General features: G+C 74.8%; 2 protein-coding genes (1 of these 2 only partly in view). Both read right to left on the minus strand.

Features of this window, described 5'->3' with window-relative positions:
- Nucleotides 1–21,787, minus strand: the 5' portion of a protein-coding gene (locus tag ACFWRV_RS01080; protein ID WP_384326561.1) for a lonely Cys domain-containing protein. Its footprint begins 18,479 nt before the window's first position; 21,787 of the gene's 40,266 nt are visible here — the first part of the coding sequence; the start codon lies at nucleotides 21,785–21,787; the stop codon falls past the left edge of the window.
- Nucleotides 21,788–22,153, minus strand: coding sequence for a hypothetical protein (locus ACFWRV_RS01085; RefSeq protein WP_384326563.1), 366 nt, complete (start codon nucleotides 22,151–22,153; stop codon nucleotides 21,788–21,790).
- Nucleotides 22,154–22,162 lie beyond the last annotated feature (9 nt).

Here is a 22,162-nt window from a genome sequence, read left to right on the forward strand (position 1 = left end):
CGTTGGCGCGCAGGGTCTCCATGGCGCCGATGCCCCGGAGCAGCCGCGCGTGCAGGGCCTTGTCCTGTTCGGCCTCGGGGCCGAAGACGATGCGCAGGGCCCGCACCAGCCGGAGGGTGGTCGCGCGCACCTCCGGCGACGCCTCCCCGTCCCCGGTGTGCAGGCCCGCGGTGCGGGCCATCTCGTCCAGCTCGTGCGGCAGCGGCTCGGGGCTGACCCACCTGCGGCGCCCGGCGACCGGGCCGGGGGCGTCGTGCAGGATGTGCGCGTCGGTGTGGAAGCCGCTGCTCATCAGCGACCCCTCGGTGACGCGGCGGCTCACGTTCGCCGTGTGCTGGGCGAGCGAGATGTCGTCCAGCGGGTCCTGGACGGCGGGCGCGGGGCGGTTGTCCAGCTGCGGCAGGGCCGGGTTCCCCGGCGTGTCGCTCCAGCAGACCTCCAGCTTCATCCGGTGGCCTTCGGGCAGTTCGGTGACCTCGGGCAGTCCGCCGATGTACCGGCCGCCGTCCTCCGCGCTCAGCCACACCGTCCGGCCGTCGCGCAGGGCGAGTTGCAGGCCGCCCGGCAGCCCGTGGGCGACGTACACGTACGACGCCGGGTCCGGGGTCCGGGACTCCTCGCTGATCAGCGCGGTCCGACTGCCGGACGCCATCAGGTGGACCAGCTTCTTGGCGCGCTGGTAGGTACGCATCAGGGTCTCGCGGCCCCGGGCGTCGTCGCCGTGCGACATCCGGCCGAACCGCTCGTCCCGGTCGGAGACCAGGGGCCGGGTGAGGACGTCGCTGTCGCGGAAGACGGTGCCGTCGAGCGCCGTCCAGACGCGGTCCGGGAGCGGTGCGGACTTCTTCGTGGGCCGGAACGGCACCCAGGAGCCGAGGGGTTGGTCCGGGCCGTGGTCGATGAGCGCCGGGACGTGCTCGCGCTTCTTGTTGCGCACCAGTCGGCCGTCGCCGCTGGGGGCCCACACGGGACGCTCCAGCAGGTTGGCGACCGCCCGCAGGTAGGCCAGGTACCGCTCGTTGGCCAGGTGCGGGACGACGAGGACGACGGGGACGTCCTCGGGCAGTTTCGCCAGCTCGGGGTCGGCCGCGAGTTCGGCCGCCAGCTGCTCCGCGTCCAGCGTGCGCCCGTCGGGGAACCGCACCCCGTCCGGGGCGCTTCCGCCCCAGACGACGTACGCCGAGTCGCCCCACGGCGCGGCCCGGTCCTCGCCGGCCTTCTCCTTGGCCGGGGTGCCCGGTTCCTCCTCGTACACCCGGACGCGTCCGATGCGCAGCTGGCGCACCTTCTCGTCCGTGAGATTGCGGCCGCGCGGGGCGCCCGAGGCGTTCGTCATGAGCGTCGCGGGCGAAAGGAGCGACCCGGCCGGGGGCTGCCCCTGGTCGCCGACGCTCAGGGAGCCGATGTCCGGCAGTGCGCCGGCCTTCCGGTCCGACGGGCTGAAGACGATCAGGTCGCCCGTGCCGGAGGCGGCCGCGGGGGCGTTGGTCTGCCGGGCGGCGCGGGTCCAGGTGCCCGGCGTCTTCGTGGCCGGGTCGGTCAGCGCGAGGATGCCGAGCGGGGTGGCGGGGTCGCCGGAGGAGAGCATCATGGGCGCGCTGTACCGGTACGCGGGGCGTCCGGTGCGCTCGGAGAACCTCTGCACCAGCTGGGGGCTCAGGGTTCCCGGGCCGGTGGTCAGGAACAGCACCGGGTGCTTCAGCGGGAGGGTGCGCAGGCCGGGGTCCCGCTCCAGCAGGGCCAGGAACTCGTTGTCGGAAACGGGCAGGGGCGCGCGGCCCGGCAGGTGCAGCACGATCCGCCCGGCCCCGTCGACCTCCACGACGTTCAGCACCGGCATCGGCTTGTGCGGGCCGGTCCAGGCGGGCTGCACCGAGGTCATGCCGCTGCCGTTGGGCCCGAACGCCATCCGGCGCACGCTGCCCCAGTCGACCCCGGCGGGCATGGGGGTGCCGGACCAGTTGATCCCCTGGTCGTTCGTTCCCTGCCGGAGCACCGCGGGCAGGGTGAACGCGCCGCTCTCCGCGAGGTGGTAGGCCGCCATGACGTCCTGGTCGCCGGCGTCCACGCCCTCGGCGATCGCCTTGGTGAGCAGCGCCCACAGCGACTCCTGCCGCGACCGGTCCCAGGCAGTGGCGGCGTCGAGGTGGAGGATCCTGCGGCCCATGGCCTCCCGGGCGGTCGGCGTCATCGGGCGCATCAGCCGGGCCGCGCGGGTGGTGGCCCACAGGGTCGAGGCGACCAGCCGGGGAGTGAACGGCGCCGTGGCCGGCAGTGACTGCACGTGGCGGATCATCTGCTCGCCCTTGTCCGCCAGTTGCTTGAGGGCGATCTCCAGCGACGGCGCGGGCACCGCGTCGGTGAGCTTGGCGTTCGCGTCGTCGGCGATCTGCTCCGCGGCGAAGTCGAGCAGCTCCACGTACCCCCGCTTGTCGGGGGTACGGCCGGAGTGCTCCTGGACGAAGAAGTCCAGCATGTCCAGCCGGAACGGGGTGAGGTGGGAGATCGTCCCGTCGTTCGCCCGCATCCGCTCCAGCGCGACGATGCCCTTCATGACGCGCTCGAACCGGCCGTCCGGCCCGCCGCGATGGTCCTCGAAGGTGGTGCCGAAGACGGTGCGCACCGCCCGGAGCAGCCGCAGCATCGTCTGCCGCGTCTCCGGCGGGACCGGGTCCGGGCCGCGGTGGAGTCCGAAGTCCCGGGCCAGGGCGTCCAGCGCGGGTCCCAGCGGTTCGGGGCGGCGCAGGACCCTGCCGCCCCGCTGGCCGGTCGCGGAGGCCAGGGCGATGCGCTGGGTGTCGTTGAAGCCGGTCTGGCGCAGGGAGCCGTCCGTCTCCCGGCGGGTGATGTTGGCCACCAGCTGGTCGAGCGGCACGTCGTCGAGGGGGTCGTCCACATGGGGCGTGTCGCCCAGGTAGGGGTACTGGCGGCGCGGGTCGCCGTCCGAGGAGCTCCAGCACACCTCCAGGTGCATGCGGTGGCCGGGCGGCAGCTTGCGTACCTCGGGCAGCCCGGCGATGTACGCCGCCGCGTCCTCCTTCTCCAGCCACACCGTCCGGCCGTCGCGCAGCGGAAGGTGCATCCGGCCCGGTTCGCCGTGGCCGGCGTAGACGTAGACCGCGGAGTCCATCGAGACCTGCTCCGAGCCGACCGGCTCGTTCTCGGTGCCCGCGTCGGTGCCCTCGGGGAGCCGGTGCGACAGCTCCCGCAGTGTCCGGAACCTGCGGAGCCGCTGCGCCCGCCGCCGCAGGCCGTCCTTCTGCTCGACGGCCAGCCGCCCGAAGTGCCGGTGGTCCTCGTCGGTCAGCGGCACGGTGAGGACGTCGCTGTCGCGGAACACGGTCCCGTCCAGCGCCGTCCAGGTCCGGTCGAGGTAGGACCCGATCGCGGTCGAGGGCTCGACCGACACCCAGTCGCCGACCGGGGCGTCGGCGTCGCGGTCCAGCAGCGCGAGAACGTGGGCGCCCGATCCGTCCGGGACGGCGCGGCCCCTTCCGCTCGGCCCCCACACGGTGCGGCCCAGCCGGTCGGCCACGGCCTGCAGAGTCTGCTGGTAGCGGTCGCCGGTGTACGGGACGGCGAGGACGACGGGCACGTCCTTGGGGAGCTTCGCCAGCTCCGGGTCGGCGGCGAGCGCGTCGGCGAGCGCCTCCGGGCCCAGTTCCCGGCCGTCCGGCAGCAGCACCCGGCCGTCCTCGTCGTCGGCGATCACGACGTACGCGGTGTCCGGCCACGGCGCCGGGCCGGTCGAGACGACCTTCGCCGCGGTGTCCGGCCGCTTCTCCAGGGTCCGCAGCGTGCCCGGGAGGACGCGGTCGATCTTCGCCCGGGTCCAGTTGCGGCCCTGAGTGGTTCCGGACGGCCCCTTGATCCTGGTCTCCGGGGCGAGCACGGGGTCGCCCGGTCCGGCGAAGGCGTCCGACGTCGTGGCGGGAGCGGACGCGGCCGGCGCGGCGGGGGTGGACGCGGCCGGTGTGGTCGGCGGCGGGGCGAAGAGGGACATCTCCTCGTCCCCGTCGGTGACGTCCTCGACGACGCCGCCCGTGGCGGGTGTGTCCCAGGCGCGCACGCTGTGGTGGAGCGGAGCGACCGTCATCCCCGACAGCTCCAGGTCCACTCCGGCCGATCCGGCGGCGGAGAGCAGCAGGAACTGCAGCGCCACCGGCAGCGGCGGTTCGGCCTGCCCGTTCGCGGTGAAGTACGCGCTGACCGCCGTCCGCAGGTCGCTCCAAATGAGCGGGGCCGTGAAGCCGTTGGCGGCGCGGGTCCGCTCCAGCGCCCAGAAGCCGTGGAGCAGCGTGGCGAGGGCGTTGCCCTGGTCGTCGACGGTGGGGCCGTAGACCAGCCGGACCGCCCGGACCCACCGCAGGACGTCGGGGGCCCGGCCGCGGTCGCCGGTGATCCGCTCGGCCCAGCGGGCCAGTTCGGGGGTGGTGGGCTCGGGGCGGAAGCCGGCCCACCAGTCGCCCTCGGCCAGTTGCCAGCGCGGTCCGGTCGGCCCGTCGCCCGGGGCGAGGACGGGTTCGATGCCGCTGCCGGTGATCCAGATCCAGCGGTTCAGGCCGTTGGCGAGCCGCTGGCCGGCCAGGGGCGTCTCCAGCGGGTCGGCGGACGGCGGGCCCGCCAGGTCGGCTCCCGTCACCACGACGGGCCGGTCGGGGGCCAGCGCGGTCAGATCGCCGTCGAACGCGAACAGGAAGTCCACGATCCTCGCGTAGTCGACGACGGCGTCGGAGCCGTCGGACAGGGCCAGCGCGGCGGTCTCGGGTCCGCCGCGCAGCCCGACCAGGTACGCGTCGTGGAACGGCAGGTTCTGGACCGGGCTCTCCAGGGTCACCGGGCCGGGACGCACGTAGGTGAAGCCGACCACCTCGGGCAGCAGGCCGTACGTCTGCCGACGGGCGTCCTGCCAGTCCTGGTCGGGGCGGGAGGAGGTGCCCAGCGGAGTGCCGTCCGCGGCACGGTGCCTGACCGCGAGGATCCGGTCGAGGAGGACGCGGGAGCCGTCCGCCGCGATCAGTTCGGACCTCCACTCCAGCAGCGGCGGTGTCCGCTCCGGGTCGGCCAGGACCGCCAAGGCGCCCTGTGCGGCGGTGACCATGGCCTGGAGCCGGGGCCGGTGGCCCGGGGGAAGCGTGTCGACGGCGTCGGCCGCCTCCTGGACCGCGGCGCGCAGAGCCCGGTGCAGGGGGTGGTCGGCGGGCAGCGGGGTGCCGAGCGCGTACTGGCCGAGGGCACGGGAGATCCGCTGGCTCTCGCCCACCGGCATCAGGCGGCGGGGGGACCCCGACGGCTGGGGCAGGCCGGCCATGAGGACCATCTGTACGAAGTGGGCGAGGCCCCGGACGGCCTCGTTGTCCAGGATGCGGTTCAGGGACTCGGCCAGGACGTCGTCGGGCAGCGGGGCCCGCTGCGCGAGGGCCCGGCGATAGGCCTCCCGGCTCAGCTCCGCCAGCTCGGCCACGGCCTGCCGGATCTGCTCCGGCGTCATCAACTGCTCGCCGTCGTAGGCGAAGTGGCGCAGCTCCGTGAGGACCAGCGGGATGTCGAGGCGGCCGTCGTCGGTGTCCAGGGTCGGAAACCGCTGGTCGTCCATGTCGACCGTCTGCTTCTGCGTGACGGTTCTGCCGTCGGAGGTGCGGCCGGTCAGCAGGGAGGTCGTGTGCTCGCGCGCGGAGGGAACGTCGCCGATCGTGGCGTCGAAGTAGCCCGGGAAAAGGGGCTTGTCCGGGGTGATGGTGCGCCGGTAGAGCTCCAGCAGCCGTCCGAGGGTGGCGGCGAGTCCCGCGCTGACGGTGTCGTGATGCAGGTCGAGGAAGCCCCTGGGCCAGGGCCGCAGCGCCCGCAGTACCCGGTCGAAGGCCGGGCGCGACGCCACCGCCAGGCCGTTCTTCACCATGAACGCTGCGGGGCCCTGGTTGAGGATGACGCCGGTCGGCCGGGCGACGGCGTGGGCGTAGGCGAAGCGGAGGTAGCCCCACAGGTCGTCGACCTCCGGGACCGGGGCGAGGAAGGGGACGACCACGTCCGGCACGTCGGTCCGTCCGGTGACGGCGCGGACGAACTCCGCGGTGGCCTTCATCGCGAACTCCCGGCCCGACGCCTCCACCGCCCCGATCGCGCCCCTGGGCAGCCGGTCCACCACCCGGTCCTGGAGCAGGCTCAGACCCAGCGCGGGGAAGCCGGGGGTGGGCTGCACGTAGGCGCGGTTCGTCCGGACCGGGGTCTGGCCGACCAGAGTCCTGCCGCCCAGTTCGGTGACCGTCCAGCCGTCCTCGGAGGGCAGCAGGTCGGCGAGGGCGGTCTGCGGGGCCGCGCCCGGCTCGTCGCGGCCGTCCAGGGCCCGTTCCACCCGGGCGAGCCGCTCCAGTGTCTCCTCGGGGTTCTGCCGCCGTTCTCCCGGGAGCACCGCCATCGGCTCGACGACGATCTCACCGATGAGGTAGCCGAACTGCTGGGGCTTCGGGTCGCCCGGCGCGATGGGCGGATAGGTCAGGTGCAGGCGGCCGTCGGCCGTCCGCGTGACACTCGCGTGGTCCGTGACGATGCTGAATCCGGGGGCGGTGGCCAGGATCTGCTTGGCCGGAACATTGCCGAGGCCGCTGATCACGAAGACCAGCCGCCGTTCGATCTCCAGGCCGATGGCTCCGTGGGCGCGGCCGGTCGCCGCGTCCAGCAGGGAGTGCGGGGTGGAGGACGACGCGGCGAAGGCGGGCAGGGCGCCCTCGACGGCCCGGCCCGCCGGGCCGACGACCAGGGCCCGCGCCTCGGACGCCGCGACCGGGGGCGGCGCGGAGGAGAGCTGCCGGCCGTCCCGGGCCGAGAGGTCCAGCCACAGCACGCCGTCGAAACCGCCGAGGTGGTAGGCGGCCCACGCGTGGCCCAGCGCCTCGCCCTGACGGCGTGCCAGGACGAACGCCGCCGCGCCCGGCCCGTGGGCGGCGACGGTCCGGGCCACCGCCTCCCACGAGCCCACGGGGCTCCAGCCCGGCCCCGGGATCAGGGTGGAGGCCGGTGTCGCGGTGCCGAGCGCCGCGTCGTCGACCGTGGCCGCCGGCCGTACGCCGCCCGGGTACAGGGCGTCGCGGAGCGCGCCCAGCAGGACCAGGCACCGCCGCTCGGTGAGGCCCCGGCGTGGTGCGGGGCCCGCGATCCGCCGGGCCGTCGCCGTCAGCCGGGGGCGGCTGAGCGGGGCGGAGCGCGGTGGGGCGGGCGGCGCGGGGACGGGCGCGTGGGGCTGCGGCTCGTACGCCCCGTCGTGTCCGTCCCACAGGGCGCGGAAGGCCGCCCAGGTGTCCTGCTCGGCCCGGGGGTTGGCGCCCCAGTGGTGTACGGCCTTCGGGTCGGGTCCGTACAGCTCCTGGAGGAGCGGCAGCAGCGTCGGCTCGTTGCGCCGGACCCACTTCGCGCCGTTGTTGCGGGGGTGGCCGGTGTAGGGGTCGGTGCCGGTGTTCGTGCCGAGGTAGGCGTTGGTGAGCTGGGCGAAGTACTCGAACTCGTTCCGGGCCGAGTAGTTGCGGTGGGTGCCGGAGCTGTCGTACAGCGGTCCGTCGGGCCAGGCGCCGAAGCTGCCCGCCAGCACCTTGTCGTGGTACGCCTCGGTGATGAGCCGGCGCTGCTCGTCGGTGAGGCCGTGGCGGTGGAGGGCGTGCGCGAACTCGTGGGTCGCGGCGGAGTAGCCGTCGGCGTACAGCCCGGACCCGGGTACGGCGGTGGTGTCGCCCAGCAGGTTCTCCTCGCCGACGGCGGCCAGTCCGCCGGCCTCGACACCGCGCAGGATGTCGTAGGGGCGCGCGTTTTCGTCCGTCTCGCCGCGCAGGAGGCCGAACGCGTCGAGCGAGGTCGTCGCGGCGTCCTTGGGGACCACGATCAGCCGCGCGCCCTCGTTCAGCATGCGTTCGGCCACGGCGGGCGAGCGCAGCATCCGGGCCACCTGCGCCCGCGCCTCGATGCCGGAGGAGACGGGGAGGTCCACGCCGGGCGGTACGTCGACCATCAGGAGGGCGGCGGTCCGGGCGAATTCCTCGGCGGGCAGGGTCCGGCGCAGCCCGGCGGTGAGCGCCCGGTCGGCGGCCAGGGCCTCCCGGTCGGCGGACGACAGGGACAGCAGCCGGGAGGCGCGCTCGTCCTCGGTCATCGCGGCCAGCCCGGCGGCCAGTTCGGTGCGTTCGGCGACGGGCAGGCCGGGGCGCGGCGCGGGCGTCGGCGTCGCGGTGGGCGGCGGGGCCGTGGCGGTGGCCGTCGCCGACGTCTCGGGCGGCGGGGCGGGCAGGGGCTGTCCGCGCAGCCGCCCGGCGCGGGTCGGACGGGCGGGCGCGGAGGAGACGGAACCGCGCAGGGACGGCCCGGCGCCGAGCCCCTCGGCGCGGCGGCCGGTCTCCAGCGCGCCGGTGAGGGCGGGCAGGTCCTCCCACGCCTGGGTGTGGCGGCGCGCCTGCTCGCCCAACTCGTTCCGCACGTCGATCAGTTCGGCCTCGATGCCGTCGACCTGGTCCTGGATCGTGTCGCGTACCCCGGTCGCCCGGCGCAGCCCGGCCTCCGCCTGCCGCAGGGCGTGGGCGGCCGCGGCGACCGCCGTCTCGGCGCGGCGGAGGTTCCCGGCGAGTGTGGTCTCCCGGGCGACGGCCCGCTCCAGGCGGGTCCGCAGCCCGTCCGCCTCCTCGCGGGCGGTCTCCGCCGTGTCCAGGTCCTCCTCGCGCCGCTGGTGCAGGGCCCGGCCCCGGTCCCGGAGCGCGTCGGCCTGCTCGATCGCCGCGTCCAGGGCGTCCTGCCCGTCCGGGGACGCCGGGTCGGCGTCCGGGGCGGCGGCGACGAGCTCTTCCAGCCGGGCCACCTCGGCCCGTGCCCGCTGCCACCGGGCGTGGAGCCCGCGCTCCTCGTCGGCGGTGTCGTCGTAGCGGGCCTGTGCCTCCCGGGCCTCGGTGTCGAGCCGGGTGATCTCCGCCCGGGCCTCGGTGATCCGGCCCCGCAGCGTGGTGAGTTCCGTCCGTACCGTCGCGGCGTCTCGGCGGGCGGCCGTGTGCGCGCGGTCGGCGTCCCGGTGTGCGGTGGCGGCGGTGTCCACGGCCCGGTCGGCGGTGTCCAGCGCGGCGAGCGCGCCGGGCTGCCGCCGGGTGAGCCGCCCCTCGCGGTACCGGGCCGCCGCCTCGGCCCGCACGGCGCCGAGGTGGACGCCGATGGTGTCCGCCACGTTCTGCCAGGCATCGTCGGTGGCGGCCGTGGTGTCGGTGAGCGAGCCGTCGGCGGCGAAGGGCCAGATCCGGAGCCCCTGGCCGGTGCGGATGACCAGTTCGACCGGCTTCCCGGCCCGGGCGGCCGTGAGGGAGCCGACGAACAGGGCGCGGGCCAGCCGGGTGCCGTCCGGGTCGGGGCCGAGCGCGAGCCACAGCTCGGCCGACGCGTCCTGCTCGTCGATGGCGTCCGCCAGCACGTCCGGCAGGTCGGTGACCGGGTGCTGGGCCCAGTCGCGCAGGTCGTCCGCGTCCTGGTCGGCCAGGATCGCGGGCAGGTCGTAGATCCGGGGACCCGGTCGCGCCGGGGTGACGCCGAAGCCGAGGACGTCGCGTTCCCACAGGCGGGTGGTGGAGCTGCCGGTGACGTACCGGACGCCGCCCGGGCCGTCGACCTCGATGACGGTGTCGACGAGGGTCTCGTAGGTGCGGGGGATGCGCCGGTCGGCCGGGTCGCTGGTCGCGCCGGTCCGCAGCCGGCTGAAGGAGAAGGCGGAGGCGTTGCCGCCCGCGGAGAGCGCGTGGGGCTGCTGTGCCGCCAGGGGGAAGGTCACCCCGAGCACCTGGCGGTTGCCGTCGGCCAGGCTGTAGGAGCCCTGCTGGTTGAGGACGAAGGAGCCGGCGGCGGACGAGGCCACGGCCGCGGTGCGGTTCTGCCGCCGGACCCGGTCGATGGCGACGTCGCCGGCCTCGGTGACCGGCCGCGGGTTGTGCAGGGATATGCGCAGGGCCGGCGCGGTGCCGGGGCTCTCGACCGGCCAGCTGCCGGGCATCATGTCGGTCAGCCCCGCCGCCGTGCGGGAGGGGTCGAGGGTGATCTCGCCGGCCTGGACCAGCTCGGCGAGGCGGGCGGCGACGGCCTCCGCGGAGGCGCTGGCGGGCAGCCCCCACGCGGCGGCCATGCGCGGGTCGACGTCGTGCAGCGCCCGCATCAGCTGCGGGGCGGCGTTGTAGTCGTACACCGGTGTCGGGCCGGTGGTCTCCAGCCGGACGCCCTGCGGGAAGGGGGTGGTCCCCTGGGCCGCGGCGTCGGCGGCCGTGAGCAGCAGCGGGTCGCCGCCGAGCAGCGCGGGCGCCCGGGGCCCCTCGTGCCGCTTGGGCCGGTCGGCCTCGGAGGCGACGAACCGCAGGGCCGTCGCGGCCGGTACGGAGACGCGGCTGACCGGGCGGCCGCGCAGCAGGCGCCCGGCCCAGCTGCGGACCCGCTGCGCCACGTCCCCGTCCAGGCCGGAGAGGTTGAGCAGGCCGGACTGGAAGAGGGCGCCGGGAAGGTTGGCGGGCCACTGCCACACGGCCTGGGAGCGGACGGTGGCGGTGTAGCGGTAGTCGACGGCGAAGTCGGCGACGCTGCCCGAACGGGTCCAGAAGCGGTCCTCCGTGGCCACTTCGGAACGGGCCGTACGGGCCCGGGTCTCGGCCACCGCCAGGGACGGTCCCGCGCGGTCCGTCCACCCGGTCGCGCCGGGGCGCGGGTAGCGGGAGACCGGGTTGACCGTGCCCTGCCGGGTGGTGGTGGTCCCGGAGGTGGTCACCCTGGACTGCGGGGTGTGGGTGTCGACGTGTTCCAGGCCGGTGCCCGCGCCCGCCCTGCGCGCGCGCAGGCCGCGCAGGGCGGGCGTCTGGAGCATCGGTTCGGCGGTCAGAGCGACCTCGACCAGGCGCGCCCCGCCGTAGGCGACGTGGAGGAAGTGGAAGCGCGCCTGTCCGCCGGGGCCCCGTCCGGGCAGGGCGCGCAGCGCGGCGGGTTCGGTGACCCGGGCGATCTCGGTGGCCACGCCCGGCAGGTAGGAGGCGTGGCCGGGCCGGAGGGCGCCGGGCGCCTCGCTCTCCACCAGGGCCGTCAGCTCCTGGCGCATCCGGTCGCGGCGCTCGCGGCGGTTGGCCGTGTCGTCGAGCTGGGTGACCGTCAGGACGGTCGCCTTGCCCAACTGCCGGGTCCGGACGTACCGGTCGGGCAGCGGGACGTCGAGCGGGTTCAGGGTGAGGGCGGGGATGCCGGGCATGCCCTGGAACCAGGCCGCCAGTTGGGCCACGGCCTGGGCGGGGGCGAGGTACGTGACGGCGCGCGGCAGATCGATGGCGACCGTGACCGGGGTGTAGGGGCCGAGGCCGACGGTGTTCCCCGCGATGTTGCGCACGCCCCAGCGGACGGTCAGCAACAGCGTCAGGTCGTTGCCGATCCAGAGGGTGTCGCCGCTGTGCTCCGTGGCGTGGGTGATCTTCGTGCCGGAGCCCACGGTGGCGGTGCCGTCGGTGCGGCGGGACTGGGAGTAGCGGCCGCCCGGGTTGGCCTGGTGGACCAGCAGCTCGGGCGGGGTCGGGGCCGCCTGCAACGCCGTGACCTGCAGGTTGCCCTGGTGGGTGACGCCGACGCCGCGCTGCCGGCCGGAGGTGTCCCCGCTCAGGACGTCCTGCTCCGAGTAGAGCGATTCGGAGCCCAGGTTGCGGGGGTTGGAGAGGTAGCCGGTGACCTCCAGCATCATGACCTGGTCGGCCGCCATGCCGGGCAGCGTCAGCCCCTCCACCACGTAGGCGCCGCCCAGGATCTGGGGGGCCCTGGAGATGAGCTGGCCGGGCCTGATCGCGTCCTGCCGGGCCTCGGCCGCCAGGGTGCCCCGGTCGTTCAGGGAGGCGCCCGCCACGGCGACGGAGGTCCACTTGTAGGTTACCGCCGCACCGTCCGTGGACGTCCTGGCGGCCCAGACCACCGGTGTGGCGGCCCAGTTGACGGCCGAGCCGGCCCGGTTGACGGCACCGGACAGGCTCGCCGGGAGCGCTTCCTTCATCGCGGAGCCCCGCCGGGCGGTCTCCGTGGCCAGCCCGGTCAGCGTCGCGGAGGCGCGCTGGACGGCCCGCCCGACCCGGCCCCGGCCCGGGCTGCCCGGGTAGGTGCCCGCGACGATGCTCCGCAGGGCCGCCATCAGCGCGGTGGTGCCCCGGAAGGTGTCGACGATGGCGCCTTCGGGGAGCCTGGTCAGGCCGGGCAGCGGACGGCCGCGGTCGTCGACCAGGGCGAGGCGCCGCTGGTCGTCCGTCGGGCCGCCGTCGGTGACGGGCTGCCGGATCACATGTCCCGGACGGGGTGCGGGGGCCGGGGCGGGCAGGGGTGCCGGGGCGGGGACGCGGGTGCGGTAGTGCGGCACCAGCAGCCGGACGCTTCCCGGCACGGTGGGCGTGGCGGCGGCCCCGAGCTGCATCTCCAGGTCGTCCGCCGCCTCCGGCTCCGCCGCGGGCCGCGCCGGGTTCCCGTCGGCGTCGGTCTCGGCGAACCGGACGAGCGGGTCCTCGCCGGTGCCCTCGTACAGGTCGAGGCCGAGCCGGGCGGGCACCTCGAAGAGTTCGCTGCCGTTGCGGGTGGTCATCGTGAACTGGTCGTAGCCGACCTGGCCGGCGGTGGAGGAGGCGTCGCTGAGCTGCCGGGTGCCGAGGTAGTCCGGGGCCGTGTTCAGGCCCCAGGAGCCCCGGTCGATGGGGGCGTTGAGGCCGCCTCCGCCGCCGAGGGCGCCGCTCAGCGCGGTGCCACGCTGGCCACCGCCGCCGGACTCGTACGAGCTGGAGCCGACGTGCAGCACGTCGGGCAGACGGCGGGTGTGGACGGCGGGCCGAGCGGTGTCCCGGGCGGCGGAGAAGACCAGTTGCACACGACGGGTGCCCGAGACCGCGTTCGGCCGCTCCAGCCAGACCGACTCCCCGCCGTCCACGGCGTCGGGCGCCGACGAGGCGAGGCCGAAGGTCGAGCGCATCTGCCGCAGCCGCCGCAGGTTCTCCAACTGGGCCACCACGAGCGGCTCGTCCAGCCGGAAGACCGCCGACCTGTTCCGGGGCCGGGCGGGCGGCAGGAACCCCTCCCTGCGCAGCCAGGCCTCCGCGGCGGTGAACAGCGGGTCCGCCCCGTCCACCTTCAGCGGCGTCTCGGTGTACCCGATGCTCTCCAGGTTCTCCAGGTGCTCGGGGAGTTCGCGCAGTTCCGCCGGGGTCGGGCGGTGGCCCGCCATCGTGGCGCGCTGGGCGATCCGCAGCCGCAGGCCGTCCGTCCACGGCCCGAAAGTGGAGCTGACCCGGCCGCCGCCGGCCCGGTGCAGCGTCACGGTGTAGGCGACCCGGCCGCTGGTCAGCAGGTGGCTGCTCTTGGTGCGGAGCCCGTGCATGAGCGTGGCGCTGCTGACGTTGCTGAGCTGGTCGGTCAGCTGCCAGTTGACGGCGGCCTTGCCCATGAGGTTGCCGCCGAAGGACGTGCCGGCGGCCGGGTGGCCGGGGGTGTGGTCGGTGGTGAACGCCGGCCCGCCGGACGCCTCGACGCCCATGCCGCTGGTCAGCTTCGCCGACTTGTCCACGCTGGACGCGTGCGAGAACCAGGTCTCCAGCGTGGACCTGCCGTCGGCGCTCTTGCGCATCGGCGGCCCCGGTTCGATCACCGCGGTCAGTTCCAGGACGCCGACCGCGTTGCCGTCGTCGTCCAGGAGGGTCGGCGAGAACACCCCGCCGTCGCGCTGGAGGTGCGGGGTGCCTTGGAGCATCCGCTGCGAGAGGAAGTTCTCCAGCGCCCGTTCCGAGTCCTCGTCGAGGTTCCGCAGCGCTACGAACGTGTTGTCCTGGAGCAGTTCGGTCAGCAGGCGGCGGGGTTCGGCGACGCTGTCGCCGCCCCACAGCGGCAGGTCGTCCACACCGCCGGGCTCCGGCAGCGCGGTGGTGTCGTCGCCGTCGAAGGCGAGGTGCTCGTGGAACCAGATCGTGAGGGCGCCGTGCGACTGCTCGGCCTGCCAGTTGTCGGTCTCACTCTCGCGAGGCGTGTCGACCTGGATCTGCCACCGCCCGTCCACGTCCATCGGGTGCGCGGGCTCCTCGGCCTGCTGCTTGCTCGTGACCAGGAAGGTCTCGCCGACGGTGACGGACTGGGTGAGCTGGTTGTGCGTCGCGGACACGTTGACGGTGCTGTCCCACCAGCGCAGCGCCCCGGCGCGGTCGTCCGGGAAGATCCCGCTCCACGGCACCGAACCGGTGCGGATGTTGCCCGAGCCCTCGACGTGCGCGGTGGACTGCCCGCCGCCGGCCCTGGCCTCGACGCCCATGTCCGGGAGAGTCGGCGGGCGCCCGCCGCTGTCGCCGCCGTACTTGGTGGACCGTACGGGGTCGGCGTAGGAGAGGCGTACGTCCACCGTCCGGTCGCGGCCGCCGTGCCGGAGCGTGATCCGGTGTCCCTGGCGGCTGCGCAGGTACGGCCGGTTCAGCTCGATCTCCTCGGCGCTCAGCACGTCCTGGAGCCGGGTCAGCAGCCGCTGTCCGTCGGTGGTCTCCGGGTCGGCGCCGAGGGCCTCGACGATGCTCCGGTGCAGTCCGTCCAGGACGGTTTCGGGGGTCGGCTCGTGGAGGACGAGGCCGACGTGCCCGTCGTGGCGCCGGCCGTGGTCGCGGATGTACTGCGAGAGCGGGGCGGGCGCGACGGCGGTGGAGCTGGTCGCCACCGCCGTGGACGACTCGGTCCCGGGGGCCCGTCCGGTGAACGTGTGGAGGGGGCCCTGCTGGGCGGAGACACCGGGCAGGGCGGCGGGCCGCCGGGTCTGCCAGTGGTCGGTCCGGGCGGCCGTCCCCTCGGTCAGGACGATCGCGTTCCGGCCGTTCACCGGATGCGGGACGGGGGCGCTGGGCAGCTCGGACAGCAGGGTCGTGCGGGCCGTCCCCGCCCGCCCGGCGAGGTGCTGCGCGAGGCCGCCGGGACGGGTGTGGGTACCGATCACCAGGAGCGGGGCGCGCAGGGCGATCTGCTGGTGGACCCGGTCGTGGCGGAGCAGGGCGGCGATCTCGCTGCCCGGCACCCAGCGGCTGGAGCCGTCGGTCCACGGCATGGCGACATGGCCGTTCGTGCTGTCCGCGTTGAGCACGTACGCCTTGGCGGCCGATCCGCTGGGGGCGTCGGGCCACGACGCCGGGTGCGGGGTGGCGCCGTCCAGGCCGCCGTCGGGCGAGACGAGGTACCCCTCGGTCGCGATGTCCCCGGTGACGGTCCCGCGGGTCCAGTTGCGGCCGGTCGGCACGCCGTCGGCCAGCAGCCGGGTGCTGTCGTCGAGAGCGCCGTGCCGTACGAGGTCCCACGCGGCGAGTTCCGTCGGGTCGGCGGGGTCGAACCCGGTGACCGCCGCGCCGGCCATCAGCCACAGCAGCCGGTCGCCCGCCTCGTCCGGCGTCGGGGCGGCGGAGCCGGGCAGGTGCAGCGCCTTCTTCGCCAGGGCGACGGGGTCGGTCACCGACCGCAGGGCCTCGGCGCCCTTGACCGCGCCCCACACCAGCCGGCTCACGTCCGCACGGGAGACCGCGCCCGCGTCCGGCAGCCGCAGCACGTCGGCGGCGAGCGCGGCCAGATCCCGGCCGGCCAGCCGCTTCAGCGCCCAGTCCAGCGACGGCATGGGCGTGTACTGGTGCAGCGTCAGCCGCCCGGCGGCGGCCTCGTCCCTCTTCCCGGCGGCGTCGAGCAGGACTCGCCGGACGTCGTCCCGGGACGGCGGGTCGTTGCTGGTGCGCTGGTGGCGGGCGTGCGTGACCAGGTGCAGGTGGTGGAGGGTGAACGGTCCCAGGACGCGCAGATGCGGATCGGCCCGGCGCATGTTCTCCAGGGCACCGATACCTCTCAGCAGCGCCTCGAACTGTCCGTCCGATGCCACGTCGGCGCCGAACGACCGCCGCAGGGCCTTCACGAGGCGCAGTGTGGTGTCGAGGACGTCGGCGGGTACCGGCCCGTCCCCGGTGTGCAGTCGCGCCGTACGCGCCAGGGCGGCCAGGCCGGCCGGGCCCGGTTCGGGGAGCAGCAGGCTGCGCACACCCCGCTCGCCCGAGGGGCTCGCCAGCGCACCCGCCTTCGGGGTCGCCCCGCGCATCAGCACGTGGACACGGTCCACCGCCATGACCCCGGCACCGCTGCCGTTGGCCACGCCCTGCGCGTACGAGGTGGTGCCGAGGACGTCGAACACGTACGGGGGCTCCCCCGCGTCCGACAGATAGGGCAGGTCCTCCGCCAGGGCGTCGGCCCAGCACGAGCCGAGGTCGATGACGGCGTTCGGGCCGAGCTTCCGCATGCTGGGCCGGCGGCGGATGAACCGGCCGGTCTCCTCCCCGCCCACCTGGATTGGCGGACTGCCGTCGGCCACCTCCATCACCCCGCGCAGCGGCTGGCCGTGCTGCGCGAAGCGGTAGACCGGCCGCCCGTTCTCCAGCAGCGCGGCCGGTTCGCCGATCGCCCCCTCCGACACCGGGTCGAACTGGACGAACTCGGTGATCTCCGCCATGGATTCGAGCATGGGCTCGTTCGTGACCAGGTCGGGGTCGGACATGGAGACGCGGCCGATGGACCGGCCGTCGTCGCCGATGGTCCGCGTCTTCAGGGCGGGGTCGGGGAGGATCGTGCCGTTCAGCGCGGTCACGAAGCCTTCCTCGGCGACTCCGTCGGGGCCCAGGTCGTCGGCGTCGCTGCCGAACCATCCGCCCAGGGGCAGGCCTTCGGCCCGCCGGTTCTCCACGACGATCCGCTCGACGCCGGTGGCGGGGTCGGTGACCAGACCGACCTGGCCACTGTGCGCCCAGACGCCGTCGCGGCCCGTCCGGAACGCCAGAGTGCGGGGCAGGGCCAGGCCCTGGTCGCCGCCCCGGGCGAGCACGAGGACGACGGGCGTGTCCGCCGGGAGTCCGACGACGCCGGGGTCATGGACCAGCAGCTCCACGAACTCCCGCCAGGGCACGAAGAGTTGTCCTTGACCCCACGGCAGCACGACGTGATCGTGTCCACCGTCGGCCACCACCACGTACGCGCCGGTACCGGCGTCCCACAGGGGATCGAGCGGCCCCTGGAACTGGCCGTTGCGGCGCTGCCACACCTGGGTGGTGTCCACCGGCCCGACGGGCCGCCCGGTGAGGTTCAGCCCCTGGTAGGCGCCGTTCGCCGCCATGATGTGGCGCCCGTGGTCCAGCGCCCCGCCGGTCGCCAGGTGGTAGGCGCCGAGCGCGTCGACGCTCGACGACCATCCGGCGGCCATCGCGTTCTCCACCGTGACGAGGAGCTGGGCCCGCTGCCCGGCCGAGACCTCGGAGCCCGCGGGCAGGTGCAGCACGCGCCGGGCCAGGCCGTCGATGTCCGGTACGGCGCCGGGCTCCTCCAGCAGGGCCAGCCGCTCCAGTTCGGCGGCGGCGTACGACTCATCCGAAGCGGGGGCGCCGCCCAGCAGCCGTGGAGGCAGGCCGAGTTCACGGCGCACCCGGGCGGCCAGTTCCCTGCCCGACACCGCGTCCGCACCGTGCGCGGCGAGGTGCTGGGCCACCTGTCGTACGGCGTCGAGGTAGTCGCCGCGCGCGTGGCGGGAGTCGGCGAGCACGGGGTGCAGCTCCAGCGGCAGCACCAGCGATGTCGCCCGCCGCCACGCCTCGGCGGGATCGGTGCCGGCCGGCACTCCGGCCCCCCGGAGCGCGTCGAGCGCGAAGTTCTCGTAGGCGGCGCTCCAGGTGCGGCGGGAGGCGCGCGCCGCGATACCGTCGAGCGCCTCGGACCAGGGGCCTGGCCGGTTCATCAGCAGGCGCACCCGCTGGACCGGGTCGGTGATCCCGCTGTCCTCGAAGCGCACGGAGCCGTTGAGAGCGGCCTCCAGCGCGGGGCCCTGGTCCGGAGTGACCCCGGCGGCGGCCAGCTCCTGCGGAGTGAAGAGGTCGTCGGGCGCCGGGCGCGGCGGATCGCCGGGCAGGTCGTCGGCGGTGACCAGGCCGGCCGTGAGCCGGCGTTCGGCGTCCGTACGGGGCACCCGCGGCACGATCGACGCGACCGCGGCGTCGTGGGCGGCGTCGGCGCCGAGTCCGCGGAGCCGGTCCAGGGCGGCGTCGAGCCGCCGCTGCGCCGCGCTCAGGTCCTGCCAGGCGTCGTACAGCCGCGCGGTGTCGTCGGTGCCGCCCCGGCCGCTGGTCACCCGCGCGTCGAGCGTCGAGACGGTGCGGGCCGCCCGGCCGAAGACGGCGGCGGCGTCCTCGTACTCCCGGCGGGCCGCGTCCACGGCATCGTCGACTGCCGCGCTGCCGGGGAAGTCCAACAGGACCGGCTCGTCGGCCGGCGCGGTCTCCTGGTCCGTGCTCCGGCCCTTGCCCTTGCCCGCTCCCGGGGTGGGCCCCCGGCCGTCGCCCCGGCCCTCGGTGGCGAGGGGAACGGCGGCGGGAGGGGTCTCCTCCGCGTTCTGTGCGATGGGCTCCTGCCCGGTGGCCGCCCGAACGTCCGCGTCGGAGTCCGTGGCGGACGCCGGCGCCGGGGTCTGCGGCGTTCCGGTCTCCGTCGGCGCGGAGGACGTGGTGCGGAAGGGGACGGCGGCCGCGACCTGGGCCGCGGGGTCAGCGCTGCCGGGGGCGGGCGTCCGCAGGGCCAGCGCCGGGTCGTCGATGCCGCTCGGGGGCCGGGTGCCCCGCGCGGTGAGCGGGTGGTCGGCCACGGCGCCGCTGGTGACGACGGATTCGACCGCCCGGAGGAAGTGTTGCGGAACGGCCGGGCCGGGCGTACCGGTGTCCGTGTCGCCCTGGCGCACCAGTCGGCGCAGGAGGGCCTCGGCCGCCGGGCCCCGGTCCGGTAGGCCCGCGTAGCCCAGCAGTTGTCGGAGCACCGCCGCGTCGTCGCGGGTCCGCCGCTCCGCCGCATCCTCCGGAGAGATGGCCGGATCGGTACGGTGCAGCCGCCAGTTGAGGTGGTCGGAGCCCTCCGGCCGCGCGGTACGGCTCAGCTCGACGGCCTCGGCGTGGTCGGGCGCGGCCGTGAGCGTGACGTCGATGTGGAGCTGGTCGCCCGAGCCCGGGAGCTGGAGACCGTGGTTCAGGTGGGTGTCGAGGAGCGTGCGCATCCGCTCCTGGAGGGCGTCCAGTTCGGCCGGGGAGAACCCCTCCCCCGTCCGGACCGGCAGGTGGAGGGAGACGTTGCTCAGCCAGCGGCCGTCGTCGGCCTGGATGCGCTGGACCCAGGCCCGTACGGGGGTCTCCGGGCCGTCGAGCGGCGTCGTGTCCGCGGGGGAGCGGCCGACATCGGACGGCGGGTCGGTCCGTACGGCGGTGGCGGGGGCGTCGGTCCGCCCCGAACGCCACTGCTCGGGCCGCACGGGATCGGCCACCGGCACGGCGGGCTCGGGCGTGGAACCGGCGGAGAGGTCCGCCCCGGTCCCGGCTCCCAGGTCCCCGGTGACCTCGTTGGTGACCTCGTTGGTGACCTCGCCGGTGGGCAGGTCCGAGGAGGTGCGTACGGCCTCCGGCGCGGCCGGGGCGTTCTCGGGCCCGGTCGTGCTCCGTCCGCCGCCGGGAGCGCGGGCGGTGTCGTCGGTGCCGGTGCCCCGGGGCTGCGGAGGAGCCGGGCTCTGCGTGCCGTCGGCCGCTTCCTGCCGGCCCTCCGCGTCCGCCTGGTCGGTCTCCTGCTCGCCCGGGCCGTTCTGGGAGGGCTGCTGGGACGGCTGCTGCGAGGAGTTCCCCGTACCGGAGGAGCCCTGCTGGGTGCCCTGGTTCCCGGCCGCGGGCGCCGGGGTGTTCGGTCCCGCCGAGGTGGCGACGGGGGTGGGAGGGGCCACGGCGTCGGCGTCCGCGTCGGCCGGGTTCGGGACGCCGTCGGTCCGCTGGTGCGCGGTGTCGTCGAGCCCCGGCTGTCCGCCGGTGCTCCGGCCGCCCGTGCCGCGTCCGGGTGTCTCCTGACCGGTCTCGCCCTGCCGCTGGTCCCGTGCGCCGTCCGCGTCCGCCGGGACGTCGTCGGGAAGGTTCGCGCTGTCCTGGCCGTTCGAACCGCCGATCGCGCTCGGGCCCGGCGCGGTGGACGAACCCTTCGGCCCGGTGAGGTTGTCGGGGAGGTCGTTCGTCGCCCCCGACGTGTCCGGAGACGTACCCGGCAGGAGGTCGGGCGCCAGGTCCGGCGTCAGGTCGGGTGTGGTGTCCGGGGTCAGGTCGTACGAGGTGAGGTCGGTGTTCGTCCCCGGCCCGGAGGTGCGCCCCGACGTCGGCGGCGGCGTCAGCGGCGAAGTGTCGGGCAGGGACGAGGACGGCAGCGTGGAGGGTGTGGTGGACGTCGAGGGCGAGGGCAGCGACGACGTGGGCGGCGGCAGCTGGGGCAGGGGCGACCCACTCGTGCCGGTGACGCCGTTCGAGCCGGTGACGCCGGTCGGACCGGCCACACTGTTCGGGCCGACGACGTTGCCGGGGTCGAAGACGCTGGTCGGGCCGGTGACGCCGGTCGGGCCGCCGGTGTTGCGCGGGGAGAAGTCGGTGGGGCGGGTCAGCGCGTCGGATCCCGCCTTCGGCAGAGTGTTCACACCGGCCGGGGGCGACACGGCCGGCGGCGGCGTGTACGTGGGAGGCGGCAGGGTGCCGATCCCGCTGCCCGGTCCGTTCGGCAGGTCGGCCGAGACGGTGTTGGGGTAGGGGGCCGCCGGGCCGGGGGTGAACGGATTGGTCTTCACCACCGAGGGGCCCTTGACGTCCGGGCCGCTCGCCGGGCCGCCGGGCTTCTCCGACCCCGACGGGCCCCCGTCGCCGCCGCCCAGGATGCTGTCGGGGCCCGGCAGGTCGTTGATGTCGGTGAACCGGTCGTTGTTGAAGTAGTTGTTGTAGATGGAGAAGGCGCCCGCGCCGATGGCCAGCCCCGCGCCCATGTCGAACACGGTGCTGGTGCCGGAGCCGACGAACGTCTCCCACTTGAACTCCCACTTGTCGTAGAAGGCCCCGTTGATGATGACTTCGGCGGTGCTCTCGGCGGTGGCTCCGACGACGAAGACGGTGACCACGGTGGGAGGGCCGTTCACCAGCCCCTTGAACAGCAGACTGTTCGGGTCGATCTTGAACTTGCTGAAGATGTCCCCGAGGAGGTCCTTGAAGAAGTTCTTGATGGGCTTCAGGAACTTGTCGAAGATCTCCATGAAGCCGGCGGTGAGCGCACCGAAGGCGGCGGCGACGCCGACGTCCTTCCAGTCCACTCCCCCGGGCTTTCGGCCCCCCGGGTTCAGCGCGATCTGCGCCAGCCGGACCGCCAGCGTCTGGATGGCCTCCTGGATGGCCTCGCCCAGGGTCGGCGCGATGTGCGACATCCGCAGCAGGCGGTCGATGATGATGAGGATCGCGAGCTTGCTCCGGGCCCGCGCCAGGAACATCTGCGAGACCGAAGCGCCGCCGGTGAACGCGATCAGCGCCGCCAGGATCGCCAGTTCGGCGATCAGCATGATGATCTCGGCGATGATCTCCCACTTCGACGCCTGGATCTTCTGCGAGTAATCCACCTGGCCGTTGGCCAGTTCGTCGAGCTGGAGCAGCAACGCCTGGATGGGGTCGGTGCCGTTGGGTGCGTCGGTGAGCATCCGCACACTGTCGATGTACGGACGCGCCACCTCCGGCGGCAACGCCGCCTCCACCATCTCGATCGTCTCGCGCGAGGCCGCGCGGAGATCGATCAGGCCCTTCTGGAGGGCCAGGTAGAGCTCACGACTTTCCCACGCCAGATTCTCCCTGGCCTGCAGGGGCATTTCGCCCAGCAGGATCCAGAGCATCGTCCGGACGTCCGGCGGAAAGTCGATCTCTTCCACTTAGTGCCGGCCACCCTGGGAGGAGTCGTCCGGCCCGTCCAGGCTGGACATCTGCCGGTCGATCTCGTCTCGCGCGTAGGTCGAAACACCCTCGATGTGCTGGCCGTTGGCCCAGACCGCCTGGCCCAGTGCCGTGAACGCGCTGCCGACGGCCCTGATCAGGTCCAGGCACGCCTGGTTGTTCGCATCGTACTTGGGCAGCACTTCGAGGGCGAAGTCGTCGTTGTAACCGGCCCAGCCACGGTAGTTCTGGATGTCGGAGATGAAGTTGTCACCGATCTTGGCCGCTTGCGCGGGCAGCTGCTCCATCATGTCGCCGGCCCGGCGCAGTTCGCCGGGGTTCGCGATGAACTTTCCTACCGCCATGAATGCCTC

Source organism: Streptomyces sp. NPDC058576 (assembly GCF_042718715.1).
In the GTDB taxonomy this organism is placed as follows: domain Bacteria; phylum Actinomycetota; class Actinomycetes; order Streptomycetales; family Streptomycetaceae; genus Streptomyces.